The sequence below is a fragment of the Paenibacillus aceris genome (assembly GCF_017874035.1).
Taxonomy (GTDB): Bacteria; Bacillota; Bacilli; order Paenibacillales; family NBRC-103111; genus Paenibacillus_E; species Paenibacillus_E aceris.
Window position 1 is genome coordinate 303,858 of record NZ_JAGGKV010000007.1, and the last position, 24,556, is coordinate 328,413.

22 protein-coding genes and 1 other RNA gene are annotated in these 24,556 nt (G+C 48.2%); 20 read left to right on the forward strand and 3 right to left on the reverse strand.

The genetic code is table 11. The features are described from left to right. Positions 1-44: 44 nt before the first annotated feature. The gene (locus tag J2Z65_RS15990; RefSeq protein WP_167054982.1) at positions 45-2,000 is read right to left on the reverse strand and encodes a M1 family metallopeptidase; all 1,956 of its coding nucleotides are present in this window, start codon (positions 1,998-2,000) and stop codon (positions 45-47) included. Between the two features lie 251 nt (positions 2,001-2,251). On the opposite strand from J2Z65_RS15990, the gene J2Z65_RS15995 reads away from it, so the two are divergent. Next, positions 2,252-2,743, forward strand: coding sequence for a YwhD family protein (locus J2Z65_RS15995; RefSeq protein WP_167054506.1), 492 nt, complete (start codon positions 2,252-2,254; stop codon positions 2,741-2,743). Positions 2,744-2,925: 182 nt separating this feature from the next. Here the strand turns inward: J2Z65_RS15995 and J2Z65_RS16000 are convergent, their stop codons facing one another. Continuing rightward, positions 2,926-5,028: a transglycosylase domain-containing protein gene (locus J2Z65_RS16000; protein WP_167054504.1), complete on the reverse strand. Its 2,103-nt coding sequence runs from the start codon at positions 5,026-5,028 to the stop codon at positions 2,926-2,928. A 307-nt stretch (positions 5,029-5,335) separates the two neighbouring features. Between J2Z65_RS16000 and speE the strand changes: the two genes are divergently transcribed. From speE to argS, 4 genes are all read left to right on the forward strand, one after another. Next, on the forward strand, positions 5,336-6,163 hold the full coding sequence (gene speE / locus J2Z65_RS16005) for a polyamine aminopropyltransferase (protein WP_167054979.1): 828 nt from the start codon (positions 5,336-5,338) through the stop codon (positions 6,161-6,163). 637 nt (positions 6,164-6,800) lie between these two features. Further along, on the forward strand, positions 6,801-7,304 hold the full coding sequence (locus J2Z65_RS16010; RefSeq protein ID WP_167054502.1) for a DinB family protein: 504 nt from the start codon (positions 6,801-6,803) through the stop codon (positions 7,302-7,304). A 215-nt stretch (positions 7,305-7,519) separates the two neighbouring features. Beyond that, positions 7,520-7,930, forward strand: a complete 411-nt coding sequence (locus J2Z65_RS16015) for a YwiB family protein (protein ID WP_167054500.1) — start codon at positions 7,520-7,522, stop codon at positions 7,928-7,930. Between the two features lie 5 nt (positions 7,931-7,935). Beyond that, entirely contained in the window at positions 7,936-9,609 is a 1,674-nt protein-coding gene (gene argS, locus J2Z65_RS16020; RefSeq protein ID WP_167054498.1) for an arginine--tRNA ligase, read from the forward strand. A gap of 77 nt (positions 9,610-9,686) precedes the next feature. Here the strand turns inward: argS and J2Z65_RS16025 are convergent, their stop codons facing one another. Then, positions 9,687-10,853, reverse strand: a complete 1,167-nt coding sequence (locus J2Z65_RS16025; protein ID WP_167054496.1) for a S8 family peptidase — start codon at positions 10,851-10,853, stop codon at positions 9,687-9,689. Positions 10,854-11,241: 388 nt separating this feature from the next. Between J2Z65_RS16025 and rpoE the strand changes: the two genes are divergently transcribed. From rpoE to J2Z65_RS16100, 15 genes are all read left to right on the forward strand, one after another. Continuing rightward, positions 11,242-11,826: a DNA-directed RNA polymerase subunit delta gene (gene rpoE / locus J2Z65_RS16030; protein ID WP_167054494.1), complete on the forward strand. Its 585-nt coding sequence runs from the start codon at positions 11,242-11,244 to the stop codon at positions 11,824-11,826. Between the two features lie 321 nt (positions 11,827-12,147). After that, positions 12,148-13,749, forward strand: a complete 1,602-nt coding sequence (locus J2Z65_RS16035) for a CTP synthase (protein ID WP_167054492.1) — start codon at positions 12,148-12,150, stop codon at positions 13,747-13,749. Between the two features lie 165 nt (positions 13,750-13,914). Beyond that, positions 13,915-14,307, forward strand: coding sequence for a response regulator (locus J2Z65_RS16040; RefSeq protein ID WP_079418635.1), 393 nt, complete (start codon positions 13,915-13,917; stop codon positions 14,305-14,307). A gap of 132 nt (positions 14,308-14,439) precedes the next feature. Further along, the gene (gene fba / locus J2Z65_RS16045; protein WP_167054490.1) at positions 14,440-15,294 is read left to right on the forward strand and encodes a class II fructose-1,6-bisphosphate aldolase; all 855 of its coding nucleotides are present in this window, start codon (positions 14,440-14,442) and stop codon (positions 15,292-15,294) included. Between the two features lie 243 nt (positions 15,295-15,537). Further along, entirely contained in the window at positions 15,538-16,797 is a 1,260-nt protein-coding gene (locus J2Z65_RS16050; protein ID WP_167054977.1) for a UDP-N-acetylglucosamine 1-carboxyvinyltransferase, read from the forward strand. 69 nt (positions 16,798-16,866) lie between these two features. Further along, positions 16,867-18,165 carry a transcription termination factor Rho gene (gene rho / locus J2Z65_RS16055; protein ID WP_167054488.1) on the forward strand — a complete coding sequence of 433 codons (1,299 nt, stop codon included), beginning with the start codon at positions 16,867-16,869 and terminating at the stop codon, positions 18,163-18,165. A gap of 42 nt (positions 18,166-18,207) precedes the next feature. Next, positions 18,208-19,482 (forward strand): radical SAM family protein, encoded by a 1,275-nt coding sequence (locus tag J2Z65_RS16060; protein ID WP_167054486.1) that lies wholly within the window; start codon positions 18,208-18,210, stop codon positions 19,480-19,482. 119 nt (positions 19,483-19,601) lie between these two features. After that, positions 19,602-19,799 (forward strand): 50S ribosomal protein L31, encoded by a 198-nt coding sequence (rpmE, locus tag J2Z65_RS16065; protein WP_029197218.1) that lies wholly within the window; start codon positions 19,602-19,604, stop codon positions 19,797-19,799. A 91-nt stretch (positions 19,800-19,890) separates the two neighbouring features. Beyond that, a complete protein-coding gene (locus tag J2Z65_RS16070; protein ID WP_167054484.1) occupies positions 19,891-20,304 on the forward strand; it encodes a hypothetical protein in 414 nt (137 codons plus the stop codon). Positions 20,305-20,372: 68 nt separating this feature from the next. Next, positions 20,373-20,636, forward strand: an RNA gene (ffs, locus tag J2Z65_RS16075) — signal recognition particle sRNA large type. A gap of 185 nt (positions 20,637-20,821) precedes the next feature. Further along, positions 20,822-22,558 carry a DNA polymerase III subunit gamma/tau gene (gene dnaX / locus J2Z65_RS16080; protein ID WP_167054482.1) on the forward strand — a complete coding sequence of 579 codons (1,737 nt, stop codon included), beginning with the start codon at positions 20,822-20,824 and terminating at the stop codon, positions 22,556-22,558. Between the two features lie 25 nt (positions 22,559-22,583). Continuing rightward, complete coding sequence (locus J2Z65_RS16085) at positions 22,584-22,895, forward strand: YbaB/EbfC family nucleoid-associated protein (RefSeq protein WP_167054480.1); 312 nt, start codon at positions 22,584-22,586, stop codon at positions 22,893-22,895. 45 nt (positions 22,896-22,940) lie between these two features. After that, a complete protein-coding gene (gene recR / locus J2Z65_RS16090) occupies positions 22,941-23,537 on the forward strand; it encodes a recombination mediator RecR (protein ID WP_127457620.1) in 597 nt (198 codons plus the stop codon). A 142-nt stretch (positions 23,538-23,679) separates the two neighbouring features. Then, the gene (locus J2Z65_RS16095; protein ID WP_240159571.1) at positions 23,680-23,967 is read left to right on the forward strand and encodes a DUF2508 family protein; all 288 of its coding nucleotides are present in this window, start codon (positions 23,680-23,682) and stop codon (positions 23,965-23,967) included. A gap of 3 nt (positions 23,968-23,970) precedes the next feature. Continuing rightward, entirely contained in the window at positions 23,971-24,240 is a 270-nt protein-coding gene (locus J2Z65_RS16100; RefSeq protein WP_338111592.1) for a pro-sigmaK processing inhibitor BofA family protein, read from the forward strand. Positions 24,241-24,556 lie beyond the last annotated feature (316 nt).

Here is a 24,556-nt window from a genome sequence, read left to right on the forward strand (position 1 = left end):
GTGCTGAGTTTTCCGAAGGAAAACTTTCACGTAAGAGTGGGCGCCTACCAGGCGACCCACCCGAAAATAGCTTGCAGGAACTGAATAATGCCGAGATTCCAACGGATTTTCCACTTGGTATTTACTTCCGTTTGCATAAAGTTATTGATATGTTTGTTTTCCAGAATGAGCGAGTAGTTCGGATCGATACGTACCCAGTCTACGGGCGTCGTATGGGTTAACTTGAATTCGATGCTGCTTTCTTTGCCGTCCCATGTTTTGTCGAGCACGGTGCCGTCGGCGAAATGGAACTGGATCGGCACTTCGGGTGAGTTGCCGCCGCGCTTGGCGATGAGGATCGTACTTTCGTAAGGTCCCGTTCCTTTGCTGCCAGTGGCTTTCACGCGGATGCTCTCCACGGTGTAATCGATCATCATTGAGCCGTAGACATATTCATTGAAGAAGTCGTCCCACTTCGTTTTGGTTACTTCCTCGACAACGTTTTGAAAGTCTTTCGTAGAAGGATGCTTGAATTCCCACTTTTGAAAATAAGTGCGCATGATGCGATCCATCGTTTTGGTGCCAACCTGTTTCTCAATCGCCTTCAGCACGAGCTTGCCTCTTGTATACACATTTTCAGCATATTGATCATGTCCGGTATAAGCCCATGCATTTTGCTTGAGTGTATTAGGCGATGTGATAAAGCTGGACTCGACAGGTAAATTAGGGGATGCCCCGAACTCAGCCTCCATCACTTTGTCCTCGGCATAGGAGGTAAAGCCTTCATCCAGCCAAGCTTCTTCGAATTCATTGCTGGCCACGAGGCCATAGAAGTACTGGTGCCCGATCTCATGAACGACAACGCGTTCCAGATCCAGGTCCGGGTTCTTATCGCTCGCGCCCCAAGCCGTTACCAATGTAGGATACTCCATCCCGCCTGCGCCGTTGCCTCCGGGAGGAGGGACGACAATGGAAAGGGTCGAGTACGGGTATGTTCCGTACCACTGGCTGTAGCGGGTAAGGGCCTTTTTGGCAGCGTACATATAACGGTCTTTCAATTCCTGATGATTGGGATCCAGATAGAGCTTGATCTTCATCCCGGGGATTTGCGGCGTTGAGAAAGGCTCTTCCACGTACACGAAGTGAGGCGAAGCCGACCATGCGAAATCATGCACATCATCCGCATAAAATTGATACGTCTTGGTTCCGTTCTCCGTCACGGCCGGCTTCACAGGAAAACCGGTTGCAGCGACGGTATAGTTCGCCGGCACTTGAATTTTCACATCATACAGGCCGAAGTCCGCATAGAACTCTGAATTCCCATGGTACTGGTGGAGATTCCAACCCGGCTCTGTGCGTCCCCTTGTTCCCGCCCGTTCATAGGCGGCTACTTTAGGGAACCACTGACCGGCCATAACGAAGTCATCCACATAGCCCATACGTGCGAAAGCTTCAGGCAGCTTGACAAGAAAATCCGTCTTGATCGTGACTCGCTCTCCGGCTCCTACTGGCTTCAGCAGCGGAACTTTGAGCAGGGTATGGTCGTCTTTATTGCCGTCATCGGGTTGTACAAACGCCATCCGCGGCGTAAGATCCTCTCCGTCAGCGGTCTTGACAGAAAGCAAGTCCATGCGGCCGGTACTATCGGCCGTGGCTTCATCCTGCCGCAGCTTGCCGCCGGATTCCCGCATAAACGTCGTTTTCTTAGATGCGAATGCATTCGGATATAAATGCAGATAAATTTCTTGCACAGGTACCGTTCCGGGATTTTCCCACGTTAACGTTTGCTGTCCTTGGAGCTGCCTCGATTCAGGTGTGTAGGCAACGTTCATGTGATACTCCGCAATGCGGTAGCTGAGCGGTTCCTGCGTTTGTTTCTCTGAAGATTTGCCGCGATCGGCAGGCTGCATGTCCGGTGCCGGAGCTGACGGTTCCTCTTTAGAGACGACGGGCACCGTCAGTTTACTTGCGGATGGGAGCAAAGATTCAGACAGCAAGACAGTGCCTGCTGCAAGGAGCATGACAACGAACCATTGTACCTTGCGGTTTTTGAATAAAACACTCAATAGATTCACCCCGCCTAACAAGCATCTACAGCATGTATATGTAGACAACCTAGGGAATATTTCTGTGAGTGGAAAAGATTTGTTAGTTCGCTTTAAAAGAGGGCTTTGGCCAAGCGGCGTTCCTCTGCTCTTGTTCTCGTGGAGGACTTTAGCTACAATAAAAGCAAAGCGTCATTTTAACATTACGAAGAGTGGAAGGTGCCCTCATGGAAGCGGATAAAAAGAAGCTGGCCTTAAATATAGTAAGCTCCAAAGTCAATCACAAAGGATTCGGTGCCGGAGCCATCGATCTTAGCAACGTTTCGGGAGTTATTATCGACGGGGATGAAGCCTACCTCGATGAAGGTACGCTGCATGCCAAGAGTAAAATCGAGAAAGGGATTAAATTCTCAACGAACAAAGAGGATGTGCCGAACGGACGCAAAGCGTGGATCGTCTGGGTTGCGGTTGACCGCACGGAAGAAGGAGCTTACTATGCCGGAATGTCGGCATGCGAGATGCTGATCGATACAGAAGCGCGCAGGGGTTGGAAAATATTAGCGGACCACGTGAACAAGATGGATGGTGCGATGAAGCGTAAATTCATCTTTGACGGCTTGTCCGACGGCGAGCGCGCAGCCTTGAAAAAGCAGCTGATCGCCCACAATGAAGAATGGTGGAACCGCTCGGATCAAGCGCTGAAAGATGCCCTTTCGTAATCGAACCAAGGCATAATTTGAGATTATGAACATTATGTGTCATCCATTGTTACGGTAAGGTGAACCGAGTATACTAGACCCTAGTGTATGTTACCTCATATACTAGGACAGCAAAAAGGCAGACTAAGACGCGCTTAGTTCTGCCTTTTTGTGTTCTTTGGAAGCTGGGCGGAGACCGGAAATCATTCGTTCCACCAGCGTTTGATATCATTCCACCAAGAGCCGTTTTGGCCTTTTGGCGAGTCTTTTTTATCATCGCCCGAAGCGGGCTTGGCGGGTTTGCCCGTGCAATACGTAGTTGGCTCCGTGCCGGAAAGAAAAGCCTCGAGATGGGAATTCGGGCAGTCCTCATTAGACAGCTTGCCGCTCGCGGGATCAATGTAAACACTAGCTACGCCCTCCGGAATTTGGAACAGCTTAGGCGGAATGGCCTCCAGCGTTTGTTCCGTGAATTCTGCGAAAATCGGCGATGCCAAATGAGACTCGACGGTAGAGATGTCCCGGTCCTTATCATAGCCGACCCATACCGCAGTAGCGAGCTCCGGTGTGAAGCCGACCAGCCAAGCGTCGGTATCCGTCGTTCCGGTTTTACCGGCAATCGGCCGTTTGATGGTGCTGGCGACACGATTGCCTGTCCCACCTTCCTCGAAAACACTCTCCATGAGATTTGTCATCACGTAAGCCACAGCTGGGTCCAGCACTTGCTCCTCTTTCGGATGTGCTTCATATAAAACTTTACCGTTCGCATCCTCGATTCGCGCAATCGCGGTCGTTTCCTTATGCACGCCTTGATTCGCGATCGTACCGAAGGCCGACACCATTTCAAGCGGGCTGACAGGGAAGGAACCGAGCGCAAGTGACGGCAAGGGCTTCATCGGAGAGTCAATGCCAAGCTTGCGAGCCAAATCAATGACCTTCGCAGGGCCGACATCCAGAATCGTATGCACGGCATAGATGTTGTCCGATTTGGAGATCGCTTGCCGCATATCGATATTCGCATTCACATATTGATCGTTGAAATTTCTCGGTGTATACCGCTGGCGTCCTTCATCGTAAGTGAACACTGTCGGTTCGCTTTTCACTTGTGTGACGGGGGTATACCCGTTTTGCAGAGCTACCATATACACAATCGGCTTAAAAGAAGACCCAGGCTGCCTCGTATTCGACAGGGCCCGATTGAATTGATTTTCCGTATAGTCGCGTCCGCCGACCATCGCTTTGATTTCACCGGTACGCGGGTCGATGGCGACGAGGGCAGCTTGCAGATCCGTCTTGCCGTTCAGCTGCTGATTGACGACATTTTCGGCGATTTCCTGCGCTTTTTTGTCGAGCGTTGTGTAAATGCGGATGCCGCCTTCATCAAACTGTTCCTCGGAGATGCCCAGCTTTTCAGTAGCGAGTGTTCGCACATAATCCCGGAAATAAGGGGCTGCTGCAGGCTTCTTCTTCGTCAGTGGTTGAATTGTCAACTTTTCTTTGCCGGCAGCGTCTGCTGCAGCCTGTGTGATGAATCCGCTGCGTACCATCGTTTGCAGAACGACCTTCTGCCGATCCAGCGAATTTTTCATATCGTAATAAGGTGAATAGTATCTGGGCCCTTTCGGAACACCGGCGATCAGGGCACTTTCCGCGAGGGTCAGTTCGCTCGCATGTTTGCCGAAGAATAGCTCGGAAGCTGTTTCGATGCCATAGGTTGAATGACCGTAGTAGATTTGATTTAAATAATCCGCAAGAATTTCATCCTTGCTTAGCTGCATTTCCAATTGGACCGCATACATCGTTTCTTTGATTTTACGCGTCCACGTGCGATCGTGATTTAGGTATAAATTCCGCGCTAACTGCTGCGTTATCGTTCCTGCTCCCTGTACCTTGGCCATTGCCTGCACATTCACAATCGCAGCCCTGGCCACCGCCTTCACGTCGACGCCGAAGTGATCGTAGAAATGCTGATCTTCCACAGCGAGTGTTGCTTTTATGAGATATGGCGAAATTTCATTTAATGAGACTACCTGCCGATTTTGTCCGGAATAGAAAGTGTCAATGAGTTCGCCGTGCGTATCAAACATTTGAGAAGTTTGCAGCATTTTGGTAACCGGTAGCGTCTGCGCTCGCAAATACACGAAAAAGACAGCCGCAGCGATAAGCATAAGAACGCAGGAAGTGAAGAAAAAAGAGAACATTTTTTTGATGCGGCGCATCCAGCGCATAGACGCGGGCATCTCTTGCTCTTTTGCTTTTTGCGCAGTGCTTTTGGATGGCTGATGATTGTTTTCATTTTCGGACATCGATTCCTACCTCCTCTCTATCGTTGACGCGTCGTCTTAAGTCCTTGTGCTCAAAGGCCGTATTACCCAGTATGGAAAAGCTTGGGGGTCCGTATTCAATAAATTGTAAATATTTTTTATGAAATAGGTAAAAGCCCTAGGAAATTATTGCATTTTGGGGGTAATGAACTATAATACAATTTGTGCGTGTGAGGGCCCGGGAAATTCTTGAGGTCCTTGCATGACTTTTTGGGCCGGTGGAACACTGTTAGAGATAACGAATGTCAGTCATTATTCATCCAATATAGAAGCGAAAGAAGGTATGAACATGGATTTGTGGTACACAGAGAAACAAACGGACAGCTTCGGCATTACAGCGAAAGTGAAAGAGACTTACGTGAGGGAGCAAACGGACTTTCAAGACCTTGCGATGATCGAAACCGAAGAGTGGGGAACTATGCTTACACTTGACGGCATGGTTATGACAACGGTAAGAGATGAGTTCGTTTATCACGAAATGGTAGCGCACCCTGCGCTTGTTACTCACCCGAACCCTGAGAACGTACTTGTTGTCGGCGGCGGCGACGGCGGAGTGATCCGTGAAATCATGAAGCATCCGAAAGTGAAAAAAGCCGTTCTCGTCGATATCGACGGCAAAGTGATTGAGTATTCCAAAAAGTACCTGCCAACCATTGCCGGCGAACTGGACAACCCGCGCGTTGAAGTTATCGTAAACGATGGTTACATGCACATTCATGATCACAAAAATACATACGACGTTATCATGGTCGATTCCACAGAGCCGGTTGGCCCGGCAGTTGAGCTGTTCACCAAAGGCTTCTACCAAGGAATTTATGATGCTTTAAAAGAAGACGGGATCTTCGTTGCGCAAACGGATAACCCTTGGTTCAAAGCAGACCTGATTCAAACGGTTAACCGTGATGTCAAAGAAATCTTCCCAATCGTTCGTGTATACAGCGCGAACATTCCTACGTACCCTAGCGGTCTGTGGACTTTCACAATGGGCAGCAAAAAGCATGACCCTCTTCAAGTTGAGGAAGCTTCCATTCCGGAATTCCCAACGAAGTACTACACAGCACGCCTGCATAAAGCAGCTTTCATTTTGCCTAGATTTGTTGAAGATTTGATTAAATAAATGGGAAAAGCCGTCAGCCATTCTTGGAAGCAAGAAGAGCTGGCGGCCTTTTTTGTGCGCGGGTGAATGTTCCACCCCTATGCCTGTGGCACTGATTTTTGCTGCCGCTGACTATGGCGGAACGTGCAGAAATGTCCATGTGAACAAGCCGAAGGGGAACTTCAGTCCGCTATTTACTTAAGAAACAGCCATTTGGCTGTTGAAAGGGAACTATGATCCGCTATTGTTCACTTTTAAGTGGAAAAAGGGGGCAGTCTGGGCAAATAAGATCCTGTAGTTCCGTTTAGACGGTGAAAACACCGATTTTCCGGAAATAGAGGACTCCAGTTCCCTTTCGCATGGGAGGGGAGTGCAGACCCCAACCCCAGGCCACTGCCAGGCCACCCTAAGCTAACCCCAACTGCAATTGCAACCCCGACCCAACCAACCGCAACCGCAACCGCAACCCCAACCGCAACCGCAACCCCAACCCCAACCCCAACCCCAACCCCAACCCCACCCCCAACCCCAACTAGCCGCACACGCCCAGAAAATTTCGACTTGCCTTTTCAATGCTGACATACAGATGTCAGTCCTGCTTGGTTATACTAATTACATGAAGTGAAAAACAATCCTAACATTCATGGAGGTATATAACATGTTTACTACCGTAGAAAGCTTTATTAAAGAATACCAGCAAGAGTCCAAAACAACGCAGCAGCTGCTCGACGCCTTAACGGACGCATCCTTGCAGCAGCCGCAAGCCGAAGGCTACAGGCCGCTTGGTTATATCGCATGGCACTTGGTTCACACCGACCGTGGCATGCTGCTCGGAACAGGCCTGAAGTTCGAAGCGCCGTCCGCAGCCAGCCAGCCGCCATCAGAAGCGGCAGTCATTGCGGATGCCTACAGGGCGACAACAGCAGCGATTATCGAAGCTGTCCGCACACAGCTAACCGACGCTAAGCTGCAGGAAGTTGTGAACATGTTCGGCATGCAGTGGACGATTAGCGAAACGCTGTTTGCCTACATCAAGCATGAAATTCACCATCGCGGCCAGCTCACAATTTTGATGCGTCAAGCGGGCTTGCCTGTAATCGGCGCCTATGGTCCTGCCAAGGAGCAGTGGGCAAACATTGGGATGCCAATTCCGGCCATTTAAAGCGGGCGGGTAGAAATAAAAAGCCTCGGATTTCACGTTTTCGTGAAACTCGAGGCTTTTTCGCATAAGTGAAGCACGGCATTCGACAGCGTTCTTGTACGGTCATCGCAGGGATACATTGAATTCGGCGAACCTTTCATATAAACTAATACCTAACTTGCCTTATCTTGACATAAGGTGCAAAGAGGACCTGCAGAATAGGAGAATGACGAATCATGACGGATAAAGCGCGTGTGCGCATTCGCATTGAAAGTCGGAGCGGGAGCGAGACAACGGTGCAAAAGGCGCGGGGGGATCTCTACCGCAAAGGCAATCACACCTACATCCGCTATGAAGAAGAACGCAGCGAGCTTGGACGAACGGTGACGCTTATTAAGCTGGAAGAGAATCAAATCCGCATCGTCCGCCAAGGAGATGTACAAGCGGAGCAAACGTTTGTGCCCGGCGAGAGACGCATCGGATTTTATCATACGCCGCAAGGTCGCCTGGAACTCGAAATCGAGACGCATGAGCTGACCAGCGAGGCTGAGCACGGCATCGGAATCACACGATGGAAATATGATTTATACGCATCCGGCACGCACGCGGGGGAATACAGGATTAAGTTGTTAATTCAGGAGGAGTAAGAAGAATGGATGTACTAAATGAAGTCAAAGTCATAGTGAAGCAAGCTATAGCAGACGCAGTAGCTGCTGCAGGTATCGTGGATGCGGCGCAATTGCCGGAGATCATTCTTGAAGTGCCGAAGGAGAAAACACACGGGGATTTCGCAACGAACATTGCGATGCAGCTAACCCGGATTGCGAAGCAGAATCCAAGACAAATCGCTGAGCAGATCATTGCGAACCTGCAGAAAGATAAAGCGAACATCGCAGAAGCGGAGATCGCCGGACCGGGCTTTATCAATTTTAAAATGAACAAAGTGTACCTTTATCCTGTTATCGCTGACGTACTCGCACAGGGTGAGCGGTACGGGGCAAGGAACGTGGGCCAAGGGCTGAAGGTGCAAGTTGAGTTTGTCAGCGCCAACCCGACAGGTTCATTGCATCTGGGACATGCCCGCGGCGCAGCAGTTGGGGATGTGCTGTGTAACGTGCTGGACCTTGCCGGTTACGACGTATCCCGGGAGTACTACATTAACGATGCGGGGAACCAAGTCGTGAACTTGGCCAAATCGATCGAAGCCCGCTATTTGCAAGCGCTTGGACAAGATGCCGAAATGCCGGAAGACGGCTACTTCGGAGAAGATATCAAAGGCTTCGCGGCAGACCTTGCCGCGGAAGAAGGAGACCGCCTGCTCAGCTTGTCGGATGATGAGCGCCGCGCGTATTTCCGTTCGTACGGCCTCAAAAAAGAGCTCGACAAAATCAAACGCGATTTAGGCCGCTTTGGTGTGCGTTTCGACAACTGGTTCTCCGAGACGTCGATTTATGAAGACAACCTCATTCCGCCCGTTCTGCAAGAATTGCGCGACAATGGACATATCTATGAAGAAGAAGGCGCGACTTGGCTGAACACGACGCCGCTGGGCGACGACAAGAACCGCGTATTGATCAAGAATGACGGCTCATTCACTTACCTGACGCCTGACATCGCGTACCACCGCAACAAATTCGGACGTGGCTTCGAACGTCTTATTAATATTTGGGGCGCCGACCACCACGGTTACATCCCACGGATGAAAGCGGCCATGACGGCGCTGGGCTTCGAGGCGGATCGACTCGTCGTGTTGATCGCGCAAATGGTGAGCCTTTTCCAAAACGGGGAAAAGGTCAAAATGTCCAAGCGGACCGGCAAAGCGGTCACGATGGAGGATCTCATGGACGAGGTCGGCGTCGACCCGATCCGGTATTTCTTCGCGATGCGCAGCATGGACTCGCATCTGGACTTTGACATGGACTTAGCGGTTTCTCAGTCCAATGAGAACCCGGTTTACTATGTGCAGTACGCACATGCACGGATCTGTTCCATCTTCCGCCAGGCGGAAGAGCAAGGCATCGCGGTGCTCCCGCTGGAGCAGGTTGACCTGCACCAGCTTTCCTCGGAAGCTGAGTTCGACTTGCTGCGCAAGATCGGCGAGCTGCCGGAGGAAATCGCGATCGCGGCGGACCAATACGCGCCGCATCGTATGATCCGCTATGTTTACGAACTGGCGAGCCAGTTCCATAGCTACTACAGGGGCCACTACGTCATCACGGATGATGCGGCCTTAACGCAAGCCCGCCTCGCCTTGCTTGGCGCGCTGCGCACGACACTGGCCAACACGCTTCGCGTAGTTGGCGTATCTGCACCGGAGCGGATGTAATTTCCGCTCCCAGCCGTAAAAAGAAAAAGGAGTTAAGCAGCAGCAGGCCGCTTAACTCCTTTTTCTTTTTACGGGCCTCAAACCTGCCTTGCAGCGCGTAAGGCCCGTCTGGCATTGAGATGCCCGGGCTGCCAGCGCATGCCCTCGCGTTTGTTCAAGTTGAGCGCGCAGCGGCGCAGCACACTTTTGATTTGCTGCGGCGACAAGGGTTTGATGGACAGCATCAACGCGATAACGCCGCTGACATGAGCTGTAGCCATTGAAGTGCCGCTGAGCTCATTATATTTGCCGTGGAGCCAGGATGAGTAGACTTTTTCTCCTGGTGCATAGATATCAATTTGTTTTCCGCGGTTGCTGAAAGGCGCTATGCGGCCTAGCCGCGTTGTGGCTCCAACGGAGACGACCTGCGGGAAGCGTGCAGGGTAATCGATTGTTTTACGTTTGCCGTCATTACCCGATGAGGCAACAATGACTTTTCCTCTGTAGTAGGCGTTCAATACCGCTTGCTCCAGAGCACGGTTGTACGACTTCATGCCAAAGCTCATGTTGATAATATCGAGATCATTGTTTACACACCAATCAATACCGGCAATAATATCTGATACATAAGCGCTTCCGCTGTGGTCGAAAGCTTTTACAGGATGAATGATGGATCTTGGCGCTACGCCGATAATGCCGCTATGCTGGCCGGTTGCAGCGATGGTGCCTGCGATATGCGTGCCATGACCATTATCATCATAGGGAAGCATACTGCGGTTTAATAAATTGATCCCCCGTGAGATTGAATTCCGTAAGTCGGGGTGATTGTAGTCGATCCCGGTATCGATGACGCCTACCCGGATGTTCTGACCTAACGACTTGCTCCAAACGTCAGGAGCACCAATTTGATCAACGCCCCAGGGGATTGTGTGGGAACCGGAGCCGGATAACGTGGTTGCTCGTTTGAGAATGGATTTGCTCCCGATCAGTTGGTGAACGGTAATTTTGGAATCTTCTTCGATGATCGGGCTGCCTGCGAATTGCTTTAGTTTGGAGTCGGGACGAAGCGTGCAGGAGAAGGCGTGAATGATGTCTAGAGCATGAACCTTGGTGAGGTTTATGAGTCGGGATCTCATTCGCTTAAGCTCGGATTTGCATGCGTAATAGTCCTTAGCCGATGAGAAACGGATCATGTGCTTCTTGCCAGATTGCTTGGTGAGTCCGATTTCCTCATGAAGCAAATGAAGAAAGGTGGCTATATCCATACGTGCCATCCCCCCATGACAACTTAAAATCGAGTCTCCCCTATCTTATGTACAGGTCACCCCGTCTGACCGTGTGATAGCCTTTGTAGAAATAAATGGGTGCGAAGCCGTGGCAGATGTGCTGGTTTTACATAGGATAAATAGAGAGGCGCGAGCAGGAGTGTCTCTTCCTCAGGTACTGGAAACGGCAGTGATTCGTTCATACCGCTTCCTTAGGATACAGTCGCAAGCGGAGGGGGACCTTCGCTTGTATTCATTTTAGGCAGGCTGTCCGAAAGGTTTCTTGGGGGTAGTTGCATTTTTAGAAAAAATAGGTTTTACTTAATGAAGATATTGGATAAGGTAGATAGAAGAAGTGAAGAAGACGGTCGAAAGGGATGTGCCTTAGATGAGTAACGAATACACACTCAAAATCACCACAGAACAAGCACGCGAAATGCCGATGGTGGATTTGGCGTTTGAATTATTGAAATCGGCGAATACGCCGTTTTATTACCGTGACTTGATGGCAGAAATTGCAAAAATTAAAGGGTTATCTGAGCAGAATGTGATGCAAGTGATTGCCCAACTATATACGGAAATCAACATCGATGGACGTTTCGCTTGCGTAGGTACAAATCTATGGGGCTTGAAACGTTGGTATCCTGTCGAGAAATCAGACGATGCAGTAGGTAACGCTAAGCGTCCAAGAATCATTAACGATGAAGACGATGATCTGGATGAGGACATCTACGCTGAGGAAGAGGATACATACGCAGAGGAAGACGAGTACGATGCATTTGGTACTGAATCCGAAGAAGAGGAAGAAGCGGAAGAGGATACTGAATTCTTTGAGGATGAAGAGATCGAAGAGGATCTTGGCGAAGAAGGCATTGAAGAGTCTGACGAAGAGGAAGACAATGATCTGGACGAAGATTCCGATCTGGATGAAGATGATTCCGATTTGGATGAAGAGGATGACGACGACAAATAACTTGTCTTGACAGCCGCTACCCGTTCAGAGTAAACTATTGCATGGGCTTTAAAAGAATCTTAACAAATCGCGCAAGCGTTCAAAAAGTGCCCCGTCTACACACGGGTGTCACTTTTTTTTGTTTTCAGGCTGTTTTTTTCACTATATTTTCATGAAAACCCTCATTTAGTAGAAACTAAATCCGAGGCAGTGACATCACGACAACGATAGCGAATGCTTACGGTGTAAGCTTTTTGCATAGAAAGACAGAAGCCAGTTATCTGGCGAAAACGAAGCTTATGCTTACGATTTTAACTAAAAAACACTTAGGAGGCGTACATAGTGACAAAATACATTTTCGTTACGGGAGGCGTAGTTTCTTCCCTTGGCAAAGGAATTACAGCAGCTTCCTTAGGAAGATTGCTGAAGAACAGAGGTCTGAAGGTTACGATTCAAAAGTTCGACCCTTACATTAACGTGGATCCGGGGACAATGAGTCCTTATCAGCACGGTGAAGTATTCGTAACCGATGATGGTGCTGAAACGGATTTGGACTTAGGCCATTATGAGCGTTTCATCGATATCAATCTATCCAAAAGCTCCAACGTGACTTCAGGCAAGGTGTATTCCTCCGTTATTACCAAGGAACGCAGAGGGGAATATCTTGGGGGTACGGTTCAGGTTATCCCGCATATCACGAATGAAATCAAAGATCGTGTTCTGCGTGCAGGCCGCGAGGCGCAATCGGATGTTGTCATTACGGAAATCGGCGGTACGGTTGGTGATATTGAAAGCCTTCCTTTCTTAGAAGCAATCCGTCAAATGAAAAATGATATCGGCCGCGAGAATGTGATGTACATTCATGTTACGCTGATTCCTTATATTAAAGCAGCAGGTGAAGTGAAGACGAAACCGACACAGCACAGCGTGAAAGAACTGCGCGGCTTAGGTATTCAACCTCACGTTATCGTTTGTCGTACGGAGCACTCTTTGACCGAAGATATGAAGCGTAAGCTTGCTTTATTCTGCGATATTGATCCAGCGGCTGTTATCGAGTGTAGAGATGCGGAAACGTTGTATGAAGTACCGATGATGCTTCGCGAGCAAGGACTTGATGATTACGTCGTCAACCACCTGAAGCTCAAAACGAACGAGCCGGATATGACGGAATGGGAAAGTCTAGTTCGTAAAGTTAAATCACTGACCAAGAAAACGGAAATTGCAATTGTCGGAAAATATGTTGCACTGCATGATGCTTATTTGAGCATTGTTGAAGCGCTTGGACATGCCGGTATTGATAACGACTCCGAGATTGATATCCGTTGGGTTAATGCAGAAGAGATTTACGATCACAACGTGGATGAGCTGCTTTCCGGCGTGCAAGGTATCTTAGTGCCTGGCGGATTCGGTGATCGCGGTATCGAAGGTAAAGTATCTGCCATTCGCTATGCCCGTGAAAAGAAAATTCCATTCTTCGGTATTTGCTTGGGGATGCAAGTTGCTGTTATCGAGTATGCGCGTTCCGTATCTGGCTTGGATGGTGCGAATTCCTCCGAGATTAATCCTACAACCGCTTATCCAGTTATCGATCTTCTGCCGGAGCAGAAGGATATCGAGAATCTGGGAGGTACGATGCGCCTTGGTCTATATCCTTGTAAAATCGTTCCAGGTTCCTTGGCGGAGAAATGCTACAATGACGAGCTGGTGTACGAGAGACATCGTCACCGCTATGAGTTCAACAATGAATACCGCGAGTTGATCGAATCAGCTGGCCTGCGCATTTCTGGTACATCGCCTGACGGCCGCTTGGTCGAAATGGTCGAGCTTCCAGGTCATCCTTGGTTCTTGGCGGTGCAGTTCCATCCGGAGTTCACATCGCGTCCGAACCGACCGCAGCCGTTGTTCCGTGAGTTTGTGAAGGCGGCTCAGGGGATCCAGCGCTAACTCGTTGTGTTAGGTGCCTCCTGAAAAACAACTTATTTGTAAAAGTTTTCAATTTGGCCCTCTCTCATGAAGGAGAATGAAAATGAATAGCGAATACCTTATATACTTTATTTATCTGTGAAGTTTAGGGGATTTGTTATTCGTTTTCGGGAGGGAACTAGGCTGATGAAGAAAAAGGTACTGATTGTCGATGATCAAAATGGAATTCGTGTTCTGCTAATGGAGGTTTTCAGCAACGAAGGATATGATACCTACCAAGCCTCTAATGGTAAACTGGCTTTAGAAATTGTCAAAAACTCTTCGCCTGACCTACTATTATTGGATATGAAAATTCCCGGTATGGACGGCCTCGATATTTTGAAACATGTTAAAGCGATCGATGCTTCTATCAAAGTAATCATGATGACGGCATATGGAGAGCTCGACATGATTAAAGAAGCGACGGATCTCGGCGCCATTATGCATTTCACGAAGCCTTTTGATATTGATGAGTTGCGCATGGCGGTTAATATGCAGTTAAATAATGAATCAAGCAGTGGTTTTGCAGTGGGATCCTAGTCATAGGGTCTTTTTTTGTGGCTGAGAAGCATGGGCTTGGTTATCATTTGAAAATATATGTGCTATAATAACTCAGGTATGACAAGAGCGGTCTACGCAAAACTACAAAAAGGTTCTAGGAGGAAGAGAAACATGGCATTGGTTTCAATGAATGAGTTTTTACCTAAGGCAAAAGCGAACAAATTCGCGGTGGGTCAATTTAACATGAACAACCTTGAATTTGCTCAAGCGATTGTGGAAGCGGCAATGGAACTGAAATCCCCTTTCATTTACGGTGTTAGCGAAGGCGCACTGAAATATATGGGTATCGAATTTACAGTAGCAATTGCGGAAGCAGCAGCGAAAAAATCCGGTTTGCCGATCGCTTTGCACTTAGATCACGGCAGCTCCTTTGAAGTAGCAATGAAATGTATCCGCGCAGGATTCAGCTCCGTTATGTTCGATGGCTCTCACTATTCTTTCGAAGAAAACATCCGCTTGACTAAAGAAGTTGTTAAAGCTGCTCGTGCAATGGGCGTTTCCGTTGAGGGTGAGCTTGGAACAATCGGCGGCGTTGAGGATGACATCTCGGTGGACGAAGAGCATGCTAACCTTGCAAAACCAGAAGAAGCTATCCGTTTCTACGAAGAAACAGGCGTTGACTGTCTGGCTATCGCAGTAGGTACAGCACACGGTATGTACGCTGGCGAGCCTAACATTCATTTTGATATTATCGAGCAAGTTTCCAAAGCGATTCCAGTTCCGGTTGTATTGCACGGCGGATCCGGCGTACCTGACGAAATGATCCGCAAATCGATCGCTGCAGGCGTTGGTAAAATCAACGTAAACACTGAAAACCAAGTGGCATGCACAGAAACGATCCGCGCGGTTCTGAACAAGGACGCAAAAATTTATGATCCTCGTAAATATCTCACCCCAGCTCGCAACGCAATGGTCGAAGTTGTAAAATCCAAAATTCAATTGTTCGGAAGCAGCAACCAAGCTTAATTTTAATTGTATAGATGCAGTGGGAAATGCAGTAAGGAGCAGACGGCGGATGATGAAATTATCCATCGTCTGTGTTCTTACGGGCGTTTCCTTCTTCTGTTTTTTGTCTTTTGTTCTATATGTGAGCTGTAAGCGTTTTTTATTATTATGTTTTTATATGTTGTTATAGCCCTTTTTATATTCTTAGAAGATTGTGGAGTTTGCGTTTGCAGGAAGGCACCTGGATTTAGGGGGAGAATGATGTTGGAGAAATTAATGGTGGTCGGGGGACGTCCACTGCGTGGGACCGTTCAAATTAGCGGAGCTAAGAATAGTGCCGTTGCACTTATTCCAGCTGCGATTCTTGCTGAAACGCCGGTAACGTTGGATAATCTGCCGCATTTGAGTGATGTGGCTACATATACAGAAATTTTGTCGGATTTAGGAGCTACCATCGATTGGAATGAAGATCGGATGACCATTGATCCAAGCCGGATGAAGTCGCTTCCGATGCCTAACGGAAAAGTTAAGAAATTGAGAGCCTCCTACTATTTGATGGGAGCGTTGCTTGGAAGGTTCGGGGAAGCGAACATCGGTCTTCCGGGTGGTTGTAATTTCGAACCGCGTCCGATCGATTTGCATATCAAAGGCTTCGAAGCATTAGGAGCTGAAGTGAGCAATGAGAATGGCGCTTTAAGAATTCGGGCCAAAGAGCTTCGCGGCGCGAAAATCTACTTGGATATGGCGAGTGTTGGAGCTACGATTAATATCATGTTGGCGGCCTCACGGGCGAAAGGCAATACGATTATTGAAAATGCGGCGAAAGAGCCTGAAATTATAGATGTGGCTACACTTTTAAACTCGATGGGTGCAAAAATTAAGGGAGCCGGTACGGATACCATTCGGATCGAAGGAGTTACGGAAATGCATGGCTGCCGTCATTCCATCATACCTGACCGTATCCAAGCGGGGACGTATATGATTGCTGCAGCGGCAACGCGTGGCGATGTGACGGTTGATAACGTCATTCCTAAACATATGGAGGCTCTAACGGCAAAGCTTCAAGAAATGGGTGTACATATCTACGAGATGGACGAGTCCATTCGTGTAGTAGGTCAGCCAGAATACTCGAGTGTCGATGTAAAAGCATTAATTTATCCAGGCTTTGCAACGGATCTGCAATCTCCGATGGCAAGCTTGCTGTGTCAAGCCAGAGGAGTTAGTATATTAACGGATCACGTGTACAGCAATCGTTTTAAGCATATTCCTGAGCTCGTGCGGATGGGAGCGAAGATGAAAGTCGAAGGACGTTCGGCGATCATCGAGGGGTCACAGCTCAGCTCGGCTAAGGTCAGAGCAACGGATTTGAGAGCGGGAGCTTCCCTGGTGCTGGCCGGTCTTAGTGTAAGAACTGGCGGTATCACTGAGGTGTCCGGGGTTGAGTTTATTGACCGCGGGTATGAGAACTTGGTGTTCAATCTGTCCTCCCTTGGAGCCGAGGTTTGGCGCGAGAGCGAGGAGTAAGGAATAAAGTTCCAAACAACAGGCAATGCTAGAATCCAATTGAAAATTTAATAGTTTGGTGGTTGAAACATGAGCATGCAGCTTGCTGAGCTTGAAGTACTCAAGCTTACTGAATTATATAAACTAGCTAAGAAACATCAGATTCCATATTACGGTACGCTGAAGAAAAAAGAACTCATCTTTGCAATTTTACGTGCACAAGCTGCTGAAAGTGGTCTAATGTTTATGCAAGGTGTCCTTGAGATCCTTCAAGAGGGCTTCGGTTTCTTGCGTCCAATTAACTATCTTCCAAGCTCAGAAGACATTTATATTTCTGCGTCCCAGATTCGCAAATTTGATTTGCGCTCAGGGGACATTGTATCGGGCAAATGCCGTCCGCCTAAGGAGAATGAGCGCTATTTCGGGCTTCTTCAGGTTGAAGCGGTGAATGGCGAGAAACCGGAAACAGCTGCTGAGCGGCTTCATTTCCCGGCTTTGACGCCTCTCTATCCTGACACGCGCATTACGCTGGAGACGGAGCCTAACAAAATTTCCATGCGCATCATGGATTTGCTTGCTCCTGTAGGGCTGGGCCAACGCGGCTTGATTGTAGCGCCGCCTAAGGCAGGTAAAACGTTACTGCTTAAAGAGATCGCAAACAGTATTTCCACCAACTACCCTGACATTGAGCTTTTCGTTTTGCTAATTGATGAGCGTCCAGAGGAAGTTACGGATATGCAGCGTTCTGTGAAAGGCGAGGTTGTTGCATCTACCTTTGATGAACTGCCTGAGAATCACATTAAGGTTGCCGAGCTAGTCCTAGAACGCGCTATGCGTCTAGTTGAACATAAGAAAGACGTTGTCATTTTGTTGGACAGCATCACCCGTTTGGCTAGGGCTTATAACCTTGTAGTTCCGCCAACAGGCCGGACACTATCTGGTGGTATCGATCCTGGAGCATTTCATCGTCCGAAGCGTTTCTTCGGGGCTGCCCGTAACATTGAAGAAGGCGGCAGCTTGACGATTCTTGCTACGGCACTCGTAGAAACGGGTTCGCGTATGGACGACGTCATTTATGAGGAATTTAAAGGGACAGGGAATCTTGAGCTTCATCTGGATCGTAAAATGGCGGAACGCCGTATTTTCCCTGCTATTGATATTCGCAGATCCGGCACGCGCCGTGAAGAAGCGCTTCTGAGCAAGGATGAACTCGAGAAGGTATGGGCGCTTCGCAAAGGTATGAACGATTCCCACGAATATACCGAGTCCTTCATCAAGAAGCTTGCCGAAGCAAAGACGAATCAGGAGTTCCTGGATTCTTTGGCTTCCCCTTCAACAGGCGCTTCATCAGGTGCAAGCAAAGGGAAAGTGAAAAACTCCGCGTCTTAAGCGATGTGGAAGATGCCTTAATGCATAAAGAGGAGTACCGTTATGAATTTGGTTTATTCAGACTCACAAGGAAACGTTTTCGATCATCCCGATTATTTGGCGCTTGGTCGAAACGCTGAAATGATAACAGAAATTATGGAAGACGAGCTGATTCCGCTGCCCGAAGGGGCAACACTTGTCAGTCTTCCTTTTACACGGCCGGTAGGGATTGACGCCGAGACTGGCGACATGAAGCTTGTGCCGGGTGACTATCACGCCGTTGGCGCACTGCTGCCTCAGGGCTTCACGCGGCTGCTGCTTCCCGGTTATGTCAAATCGGACAAGACCAAGGCGCTGCCACTGTTCGGTTATACGGCCGTTGTATGGAAGGATGACGCCTTCTATGTAGCCGCTCGTCTGACGGATAATCCGTACTTCTGGAATCCGATTCATTGCGATGTTACGGAGCTTGAGTCTCAGGTTAAGACCTTGACGGCTAAGTATCCGGAAAATCGCCTGTATGCACACTTATCGAACTGTGCACTTGGCTATGAGTGTTTGACGGCATCCAACACGTTTCTCCAGCGTTGGGAAGGGGCCGTTCCGGTCTCCTACTCTTGCAACGCAGGCTGCTTCGGATGTATATCAGAACAGCCTGATGAGAGCGGCTTCGTGGCGCCACAGACACGAATGAACTTCAAGCCTCAGCTTGAAGAGATCACCCAGATCATGCTGGAGCATCTGCGTACACCGGAGAGCATCATCTCCTTCGGTCAAGGATGTGAAGGGGAGCCCAGCACACAGGCTGCGCTCATTATTCCGGCTATCAAGCAGGTGCGTGAGCAGACGAAGATGGGCTACATTAACATCAACACGAATGCAGGCTTGACTGATCATATCCGCGGCATCGTAGACGCGGGGCTTGATCTAATGCGCGTTAGTACGATCAGTGCTTTGGATGATCACTACAACGCTTATTACAAGCCAAGAGCATATACACTCAAGAATGTGGAGAAATCTCTTCGCTACGCTACGGATAAAGGCGTCATCACCTCAATCAACTATCTCGTTTTTCCAGGTGTAACCGATCGGGAAGAAGAGATTGAGGCTATGATCGAATTTGTACGAAGAACCGGATTAAAATTAATTCAATTGCGCAACCTGAATATTGATCCTGAAAGTTATTTAGGGATTATCCCTAAAGCTCGCGGAGAGCTGCTTGGAATGAAGCAAATGATCGAAATTTTCGAGCAGGAATTGCCGGATGTTGTGCTTGGATCTTACTCGCATACGCCAAAGTTCTACACCAGCGACAGAAATGCGACAATGGTTCTCTGAGAAAGAGTTTTCCAATCGATTTTCCATTGCAATAGGACTTCCGGGTATGCTACAATGCAAAAGTACGTCCATTAACTCTGTTTCAGCAAATGATTCAGGGCGGAAAGAGGTGAACCAACATGAAAGCAGGTATTCATCCTACTTATCATGCAACCACAGTGACTTGCGCTTGTGGTAATGTGTTCGAAACGGGTTCAATCAAGCAAAATCTTCGTGTTGAGATTTGCTCGAATTGCCATCCTTTCTACACTGGTAAACAAAAGTTTATCGATGTAGGCGGCCGTGTCGACAAGTTCAAAAAGAAATACGGAATCTAATTGGTATCAATTTCTTTGCTGCCAATCAGCATAAGACATCCTTCCTTGGTCATCCTAAGTTTAGACTTAGAGTCCAATGGGAGGTGTTTTTATGTTCAGGGGTATGCTTAGAATAACAGCAGCAATCCTGCTTACCATGAGCTTAGTTGGATGCGGCATTAGTTCGGGTAACAAAAACCCGCCGCAGACGGATGATGCCAAGTATAAAGCACAGAACTACAAGAGGGACGGATATTTAGGAATCACCAGTGTGAATCCGAACGACCCGCTTAACCCTACGTATCATCACTATGAGGATGATTCGAACTTAATGAAAGCTGTTCTCTCGCAGTTTCAAGGGATTGAGAAATCCAATATCGCTATTAACGGACCGAATGCTAGGGTGAAAATTAAGCCGAAACCGAATTTGACGGCAGCCCAGGTTGAAGAGCTGCGCTCTCAAGCCCAAAATGCCTTAGATACCAATATGCCGCGTTACAAAGTTACTGTGAAAATGACACCTTAAGTCGTAATCTTCAGGTAGATTTTCCCCCTTAGTTGCTATTTACATGTGAATAAGCTATACTATTTTTACTGTGCTAGACGGGGAGGTAGCGGTGCCCTGTAACTCGCAATCCGCTGTAGCGAGGTTGAATTCCTGTTAGCGGTACTGTGATGTGAGGTCTGGCTCTTACACGTGGTGTTGAGAGTTGGGTCCTTCGCAATGGATGCTCATGAATCCGGTCAGGTCCGGAAGGAAGCAGCCGTAAGTGAGATTTTCCATGTGCCGAAGGGCTGCCTGACTTGAGCCAACGATAAGAGTTCGCTTGTATCACTTTATCAATAACAGGTGCACGGTTTATTTTAAACCAATATGAATTTGAACTAGAACGCCAGCTTGCAGGGCGTTTTTTCTTTTGCCTAAAGAAGGAGAATTCTGACACCGGGGAGGGCTTCTTTGCTTGATCCTCTATTTCATCCCCAGGTGGGTTATAGTATAATGGATTCAGTCATTCCACGCAGGGATTATTGGAGAGGAAACTATGGCACATATTGCTCTATATCGAACGTGGAGGTCTCAGACGTTTCGTGAAGTTGTCGGTCAGAAACATATCACGCAGACACTGCAGAATTCTTTGCGAGAAAATCGCCTTACCCATGCTTATTTGTTCAACGGTCCACGGGGAACAGGAAAGACAAGTACGGCCAAAATATTAGCCAAAGCAGTTAACTGCTTAAACGGTCCGGCTGAGGAGCCATGCAATGCGTGCTCCGCATGTGAACGGATTACGGATGGCGCAGTCATGGATGTGGTCGAAATCGATGCTGCTTCCAACCGCGGTGTTGAAGAAATTCGGGATATTCGGGATAAAGTGAAGTATGCCCCTACGGAAGTCAGGCAGAAGGTCTACATCATTGATGAAGTGCACATGCTTACCACGGAGGCTTTCAACGCCCTGCTTAAGACGCTTGAAGAGCCGCCGGCCCACGTCATGTTCGTATTAGCTACGACCGAGCCGCACAAGATTCCAGCGACGATTATTTCTCGTTGCCAGCGTTTTGACTTTCGACGGGTTTCGATGGATGATCAGGTGCAGCGGCTGAAATATATTTGTGATCAGGAACAGATCTCGATTAACGAGGAAGCTCTTCATTATATTGCAAGATTATCCGATGGCGGGATGCGCGATGCGCTTAGTCTGCTCGATCAGGCAACGTCTTTTGCCACGGGCGAAGTGCAGCTCGCTGACATTTTATCCATCACCGGCGGTGTGGCTTCCGATCAATTCAAGAAGCTTGTGCTTTATATCAAAGACAAAAATCTTGGAGCCGCGCTAGAGCTTGTTGATACGTTCATGCAGGAAGGCAAAAGCGCTGACAAATGCATCGAGAATTTGATTAATTACTTCCGTGATCTGCTCATGGTTCGCATGGTGCCGAATTCGCCGGTCATCGCCGAACGCGTTTTTGATATGCGCGAGCTCAGTGAAATTGCCAGTCACTTTACGCCAAGTGAAATGATGGGCATGATCGAAACGTTGAATCACTATCAGGGCGAAATGAAATACTCCGTACAACCTCAAACGCTGCTAGAAATCTCTATTATGAAAATGTGCGGCGGCCACAGAGAAGAAGGAAGTCCTTCTGTAAGCCAAACGGCGGATGCAGGAAGCCGGATGCCTCAAGGCGATCTTTTTGCCCAAATGACCCAGAAGCTCAAACAACTTGAAGATCAGATAGCCGGACTGGTAAAATCGGGAGTAACGGGTGTGCCGGCCGAAGCGAAGCCAGCTCCCAGAGTACCGGTGGCCTCCGCGCCGTCTAAAAAGTCAGGCATCAAATTGGATGGTTACTTGAAGGCTTCAGAGGGTCCGGAAACCAAGGCGGCGCTGATGAAGTGGAGTCAGGTGTTAGGTCTAGTGAAGGAAAAGAAGATTACCGTCCATGCATGGTTTGTGAATGGTGATCTGGTATCGATGCTGGACGATGTCATTTTGGTTGCTTTCAAAAATGAGATGCACCGCAACACCACGGAAAAACCGGAAAACAAGCTCATTATTGAGCAAGTGCTGACCTCTGTGTTCGGCAAGCCAATGCGGCTGCTTACGGTTATGCGCAAAGAGTGGGACGACGCCAAGAATGAAGCGACCAGCAGCCCTCCTGAAGTCATGGAACTCGTAGCGGATGAGGGTAGCCCAGGAGGTCCTCCCAAAGAAGAGTGGATTTCCGAAGCCATTCAATTGTTTGGCGAAGCGTTAGTGACCATTAAAGAAGACTAGACTAACTACAAAGGAGCAAACGACTATGAATAACATGAATCAAATGATGAAGCAAGTGAAGAAAATGCAAGAGCAAATGATGAAGGCTCAAGAAGAACTAGGCACTAAAATCATTGAAGGTACAGCTGGCGGCGGTGTTGTTACTTGCGTCGTAAACGGACATAAGAAAGTGCAAAGCATTACAATCAAGCCTGAGGCTGTTGATCCAGACGATGTTGAAATGCTGCAAGATCTTGTTCTGACAGCAGTAAACGATGCAATGGCGAAAGCGGAAGAGATCGCAAATAAAGATATGGGCAAATTCACAGGCGGAATGAACATTCCTGGATTGTTCTAGTCACAACCATGAGCTACAATTCTGAAAGATGAGGGAGAACTTCCTTTGTATTACCCCGAACCGATTTCCAAGTTAATCGATGCTTTCTCCCGGTTGCCGGGGGTAGGCCCCAAAACCGCGGGGCGCCTTGCTTTTCATGTTCTTCGTATGAAAGAAGAAGACGTGATTGATTTTGCGAAGGCGCTCGTCAATGTGAAAAGGAACCTCCACTACTGTTCAGTCTGCTGCAACATTACCGATGTTGATCCATGCCGGATCTGTCAAGATAAGAACAGGGATGGTTCTGTCATTTGCGTCGTGCAGGAGCCTAAGGACTTGGTCGCTTTGGAACGTACCAAAGAGTTCGAGGGCTACTATCATGTCCTGCATGGTGCGATTTCCCCTATGGAAGGGATCGGACCGGATCAAATTCATATCGCTGAATTACTCAAGCGGTTGGGGGATGAAACCGTACAGGAGTTAATCCTCGCTACGAACCCGAATATCGAAGGTGAAGCTACGGCCATGTACTTGTCCAGATTAGTGAAGCCATTCGGCCTAAAGGTTACGCGTATCGCGCATGGACTGCCAGTAGGCGGAGATTTGGAGTATGCGGATGAAGTGACGCTGTCCAAAGCCATGGAAGGCCGCAGGGAATTATAAATAAGGTTAAACCTGTATGAAGGGAGCTGCAAAGCTCTCTTTTTTGTTCGTGTAAAAGAAATGCGAAAGTTCTAATTGCTCCTTTCCTCCCATATGCATAAGGGTAGATTAACCCGCATTTGGGGTCATGGAGGGTATGCTGATGAGACCAGCTTTATTAGGCATGTACGGACGGAAGAATCCACAAACCAAAAAAGGTGCAAAAGAGGAGCTTTTAAGGGACAAGCAGATGCTTATCCAGGAAATTCGTTCGGCTCATGCCAATTGGGTGGCGGCGCAGGCACACTTTGAGTTTGCCTTGGACAAGGATCAGATTGATTATGCCATCTATGCGATGGAAGCTGCAGAAAAAAGATTTGAAATGCTCATCAAACAGGCCAAAAGGCTAAATCTGAGCATGATTGATACGGATCGATTATTGGAGGTGTAGAGCGTGTATATTAAATATGCGGTATGGGGATTACTCATACTATCTTCACTAATGCTGCTTCTTATTGTTTTGCGTAACCGTAGCAGTGGCAGACTATTATCTGCATTAGGGTTAAATGTTGTTGTGGCTGCATTCCTCCTGTATGGCTTGAATCTGCTAAGCGCTTATACGCAAGTGGATTTGCCAATTAATACAGCTACAATAGGGACAGTAACTGTTCTTGGCGTACCTGGTCTCCTGCTCCTCGTAGGTTTAAAGTTAATCTTGATTTAGATGGTAAAAAAATACAATGAGCTCATGGGTTGACTCATCGTCATCATCTGTGGTATCTTATAAAAGTTGCCGCTGAGACATGCGGGAATAACGAGTAACTTGAGAAAAACAAGTTGCAAAAGAAAAATTAGTATGGTATATTGATCTTCCGGCTTTCGAAAGAGAGCGGGTCGAGCTAGAAACCTTGATCTTTGAAAACTGAACAACGAGTGAGTAAAGCACAGTCGAGCAATCGACTATAAATGAGATTGTATAATCTCGCTAGCAAGTCAATGAGTACAATTAAGCTTTTCTATTATGGAGAGTTTGATCCTGG

What these genes read in the sequence shown, in the direction of transcription:
- J2Z65_RS15990 (WP_167054982.1), bottom strand. Translation starts at nt 2,000, where the DNA reads ATGCTCCTTGCAGCAGGCACTGTCTTGCTGTCTGAATCTTTGCTCCCA.
- J2Z65_RS15995 (WP_167054506.1), top strand. Translation starts at nt 2,252, where the DNA reads ATGGAAGCGGATAAAAAGAAGCTGGCCTTAAATATAGTAAGCTCCAAA.
- J2Z65_RS16000 (WP_167054504.1), bottom strand. Translation starts at nt 5,028, where the DNA reads ATGTCCGAAAATGAAAACAATCATCAGCCATCCAAAAGCACTGCGCAA.
- speE (WP_167054979.1), top strand. Translation starts at nt 5,336, where the DNA reads ATGGATTTGTGGTACACAGAGAAACAAACGGACAGCTTCGGCATTACA.
- J2Z65_RS16010 (WP_167054502.1), top strand. Translation starts at nt 6,801, where the DNA reads ATGTTTACTACCGTAGAAAGCTTTATTAAAGAATACCAGCAAGAGTCC.
- J2Z65_RS16015 (WP_167054500.1), top strand. Translation starts at nt 7,520, where the DNA reads ATGACGGATAAAGCGCGTGTGCGCATTCGCATTGAAAGTCGGAGCGGG.
- argS (WP_167054498.1), top strand. Translation starts at nt 7,936, where the DNA reads ATGGATGTACTAAATGAAGTCAAAGTCATAGTGAAGCAAGCTATAGCA.
- J2Z65_RS16025 (WP_167054496.1), bottom strand. Translation starts at nt 10,853, where the DNA reads ATGGATATAGCCACCTTTCTTCATTTGCTTCATGAGGAAATCGGACTC.
- rpoE (WP_167054494.1), top strand. Translation starts at nt 11,242, where the DNA reads ATGAGTAACGAATACACACTCAAAATCACCACAGAACAAGCACGCGAA.
- J2Z65_RS16040 (WP_079418635.1), top strand. Translation starts at nt 13,915, where the DNA reads ATGAAGAAAAAGGTACTGATTGTCGATGATCAAAATGGAATTCGTGTT.
- fba (WP_167054490.1), top strand. Translation starts at nt 14,440, where the DNA reads ATGGCATTGGTTTCAATGAATGAGTTTTTACCTAAGGCAAAAGCGAAC.
- rho (WP_167054488.1), top strand. Translation starts at nt 16,867, where the DNA reads ATGAGCATGCAGCTTGCTGAGCTTGAAGTACTCAAGCTTACTGAATTA.
- J2Z65_RS16060 (WP_167054486.1), top strand. Translation starts at nt 18,208, where the DNA reads ATGAATTTGGTTTATTCAGACTCACAAGGAAACGTTTTCGATCATCCC.
- rpmE (WP_029197218.1), top strand. Translation starts at nt 19,602, where the DNA reads ATGAAAGCAGGTATTCATCCTACTTATCATGCAACCACAGTGACTTGC.
- J2Z65_RS16070 (WP_167054484.1), top strand. Translation starts at nt 19,891, where the DNA reads ATGTTCAGGGGTATGCTTAGAATAACAGCAGCAATCCTGCTTACCATG.
- dnaX (WP_167054482.1), top strand. Translation starts at nt 20,822, where the DNA reads ATGGCACATATTGCTCTATATCGAACGTGGAGGTCTCAGACGTTTCGT.
- J2Z65_RS16085 (WP_167054480.1), top strand. Translation starts at nt 22,584, where the DNA reads ATGAATAACATGAATCAAATGATGAAGCAAGTGAAGAAAATGCAAGAG.
- J2Z65_RS16095 (WP_240159571.1), top strand. Translation starts at nt 23,680, where the DNA reads ATGAGACCAGCTTTATTAGGCATGTACGGACGGAAGAATCCACAAACC.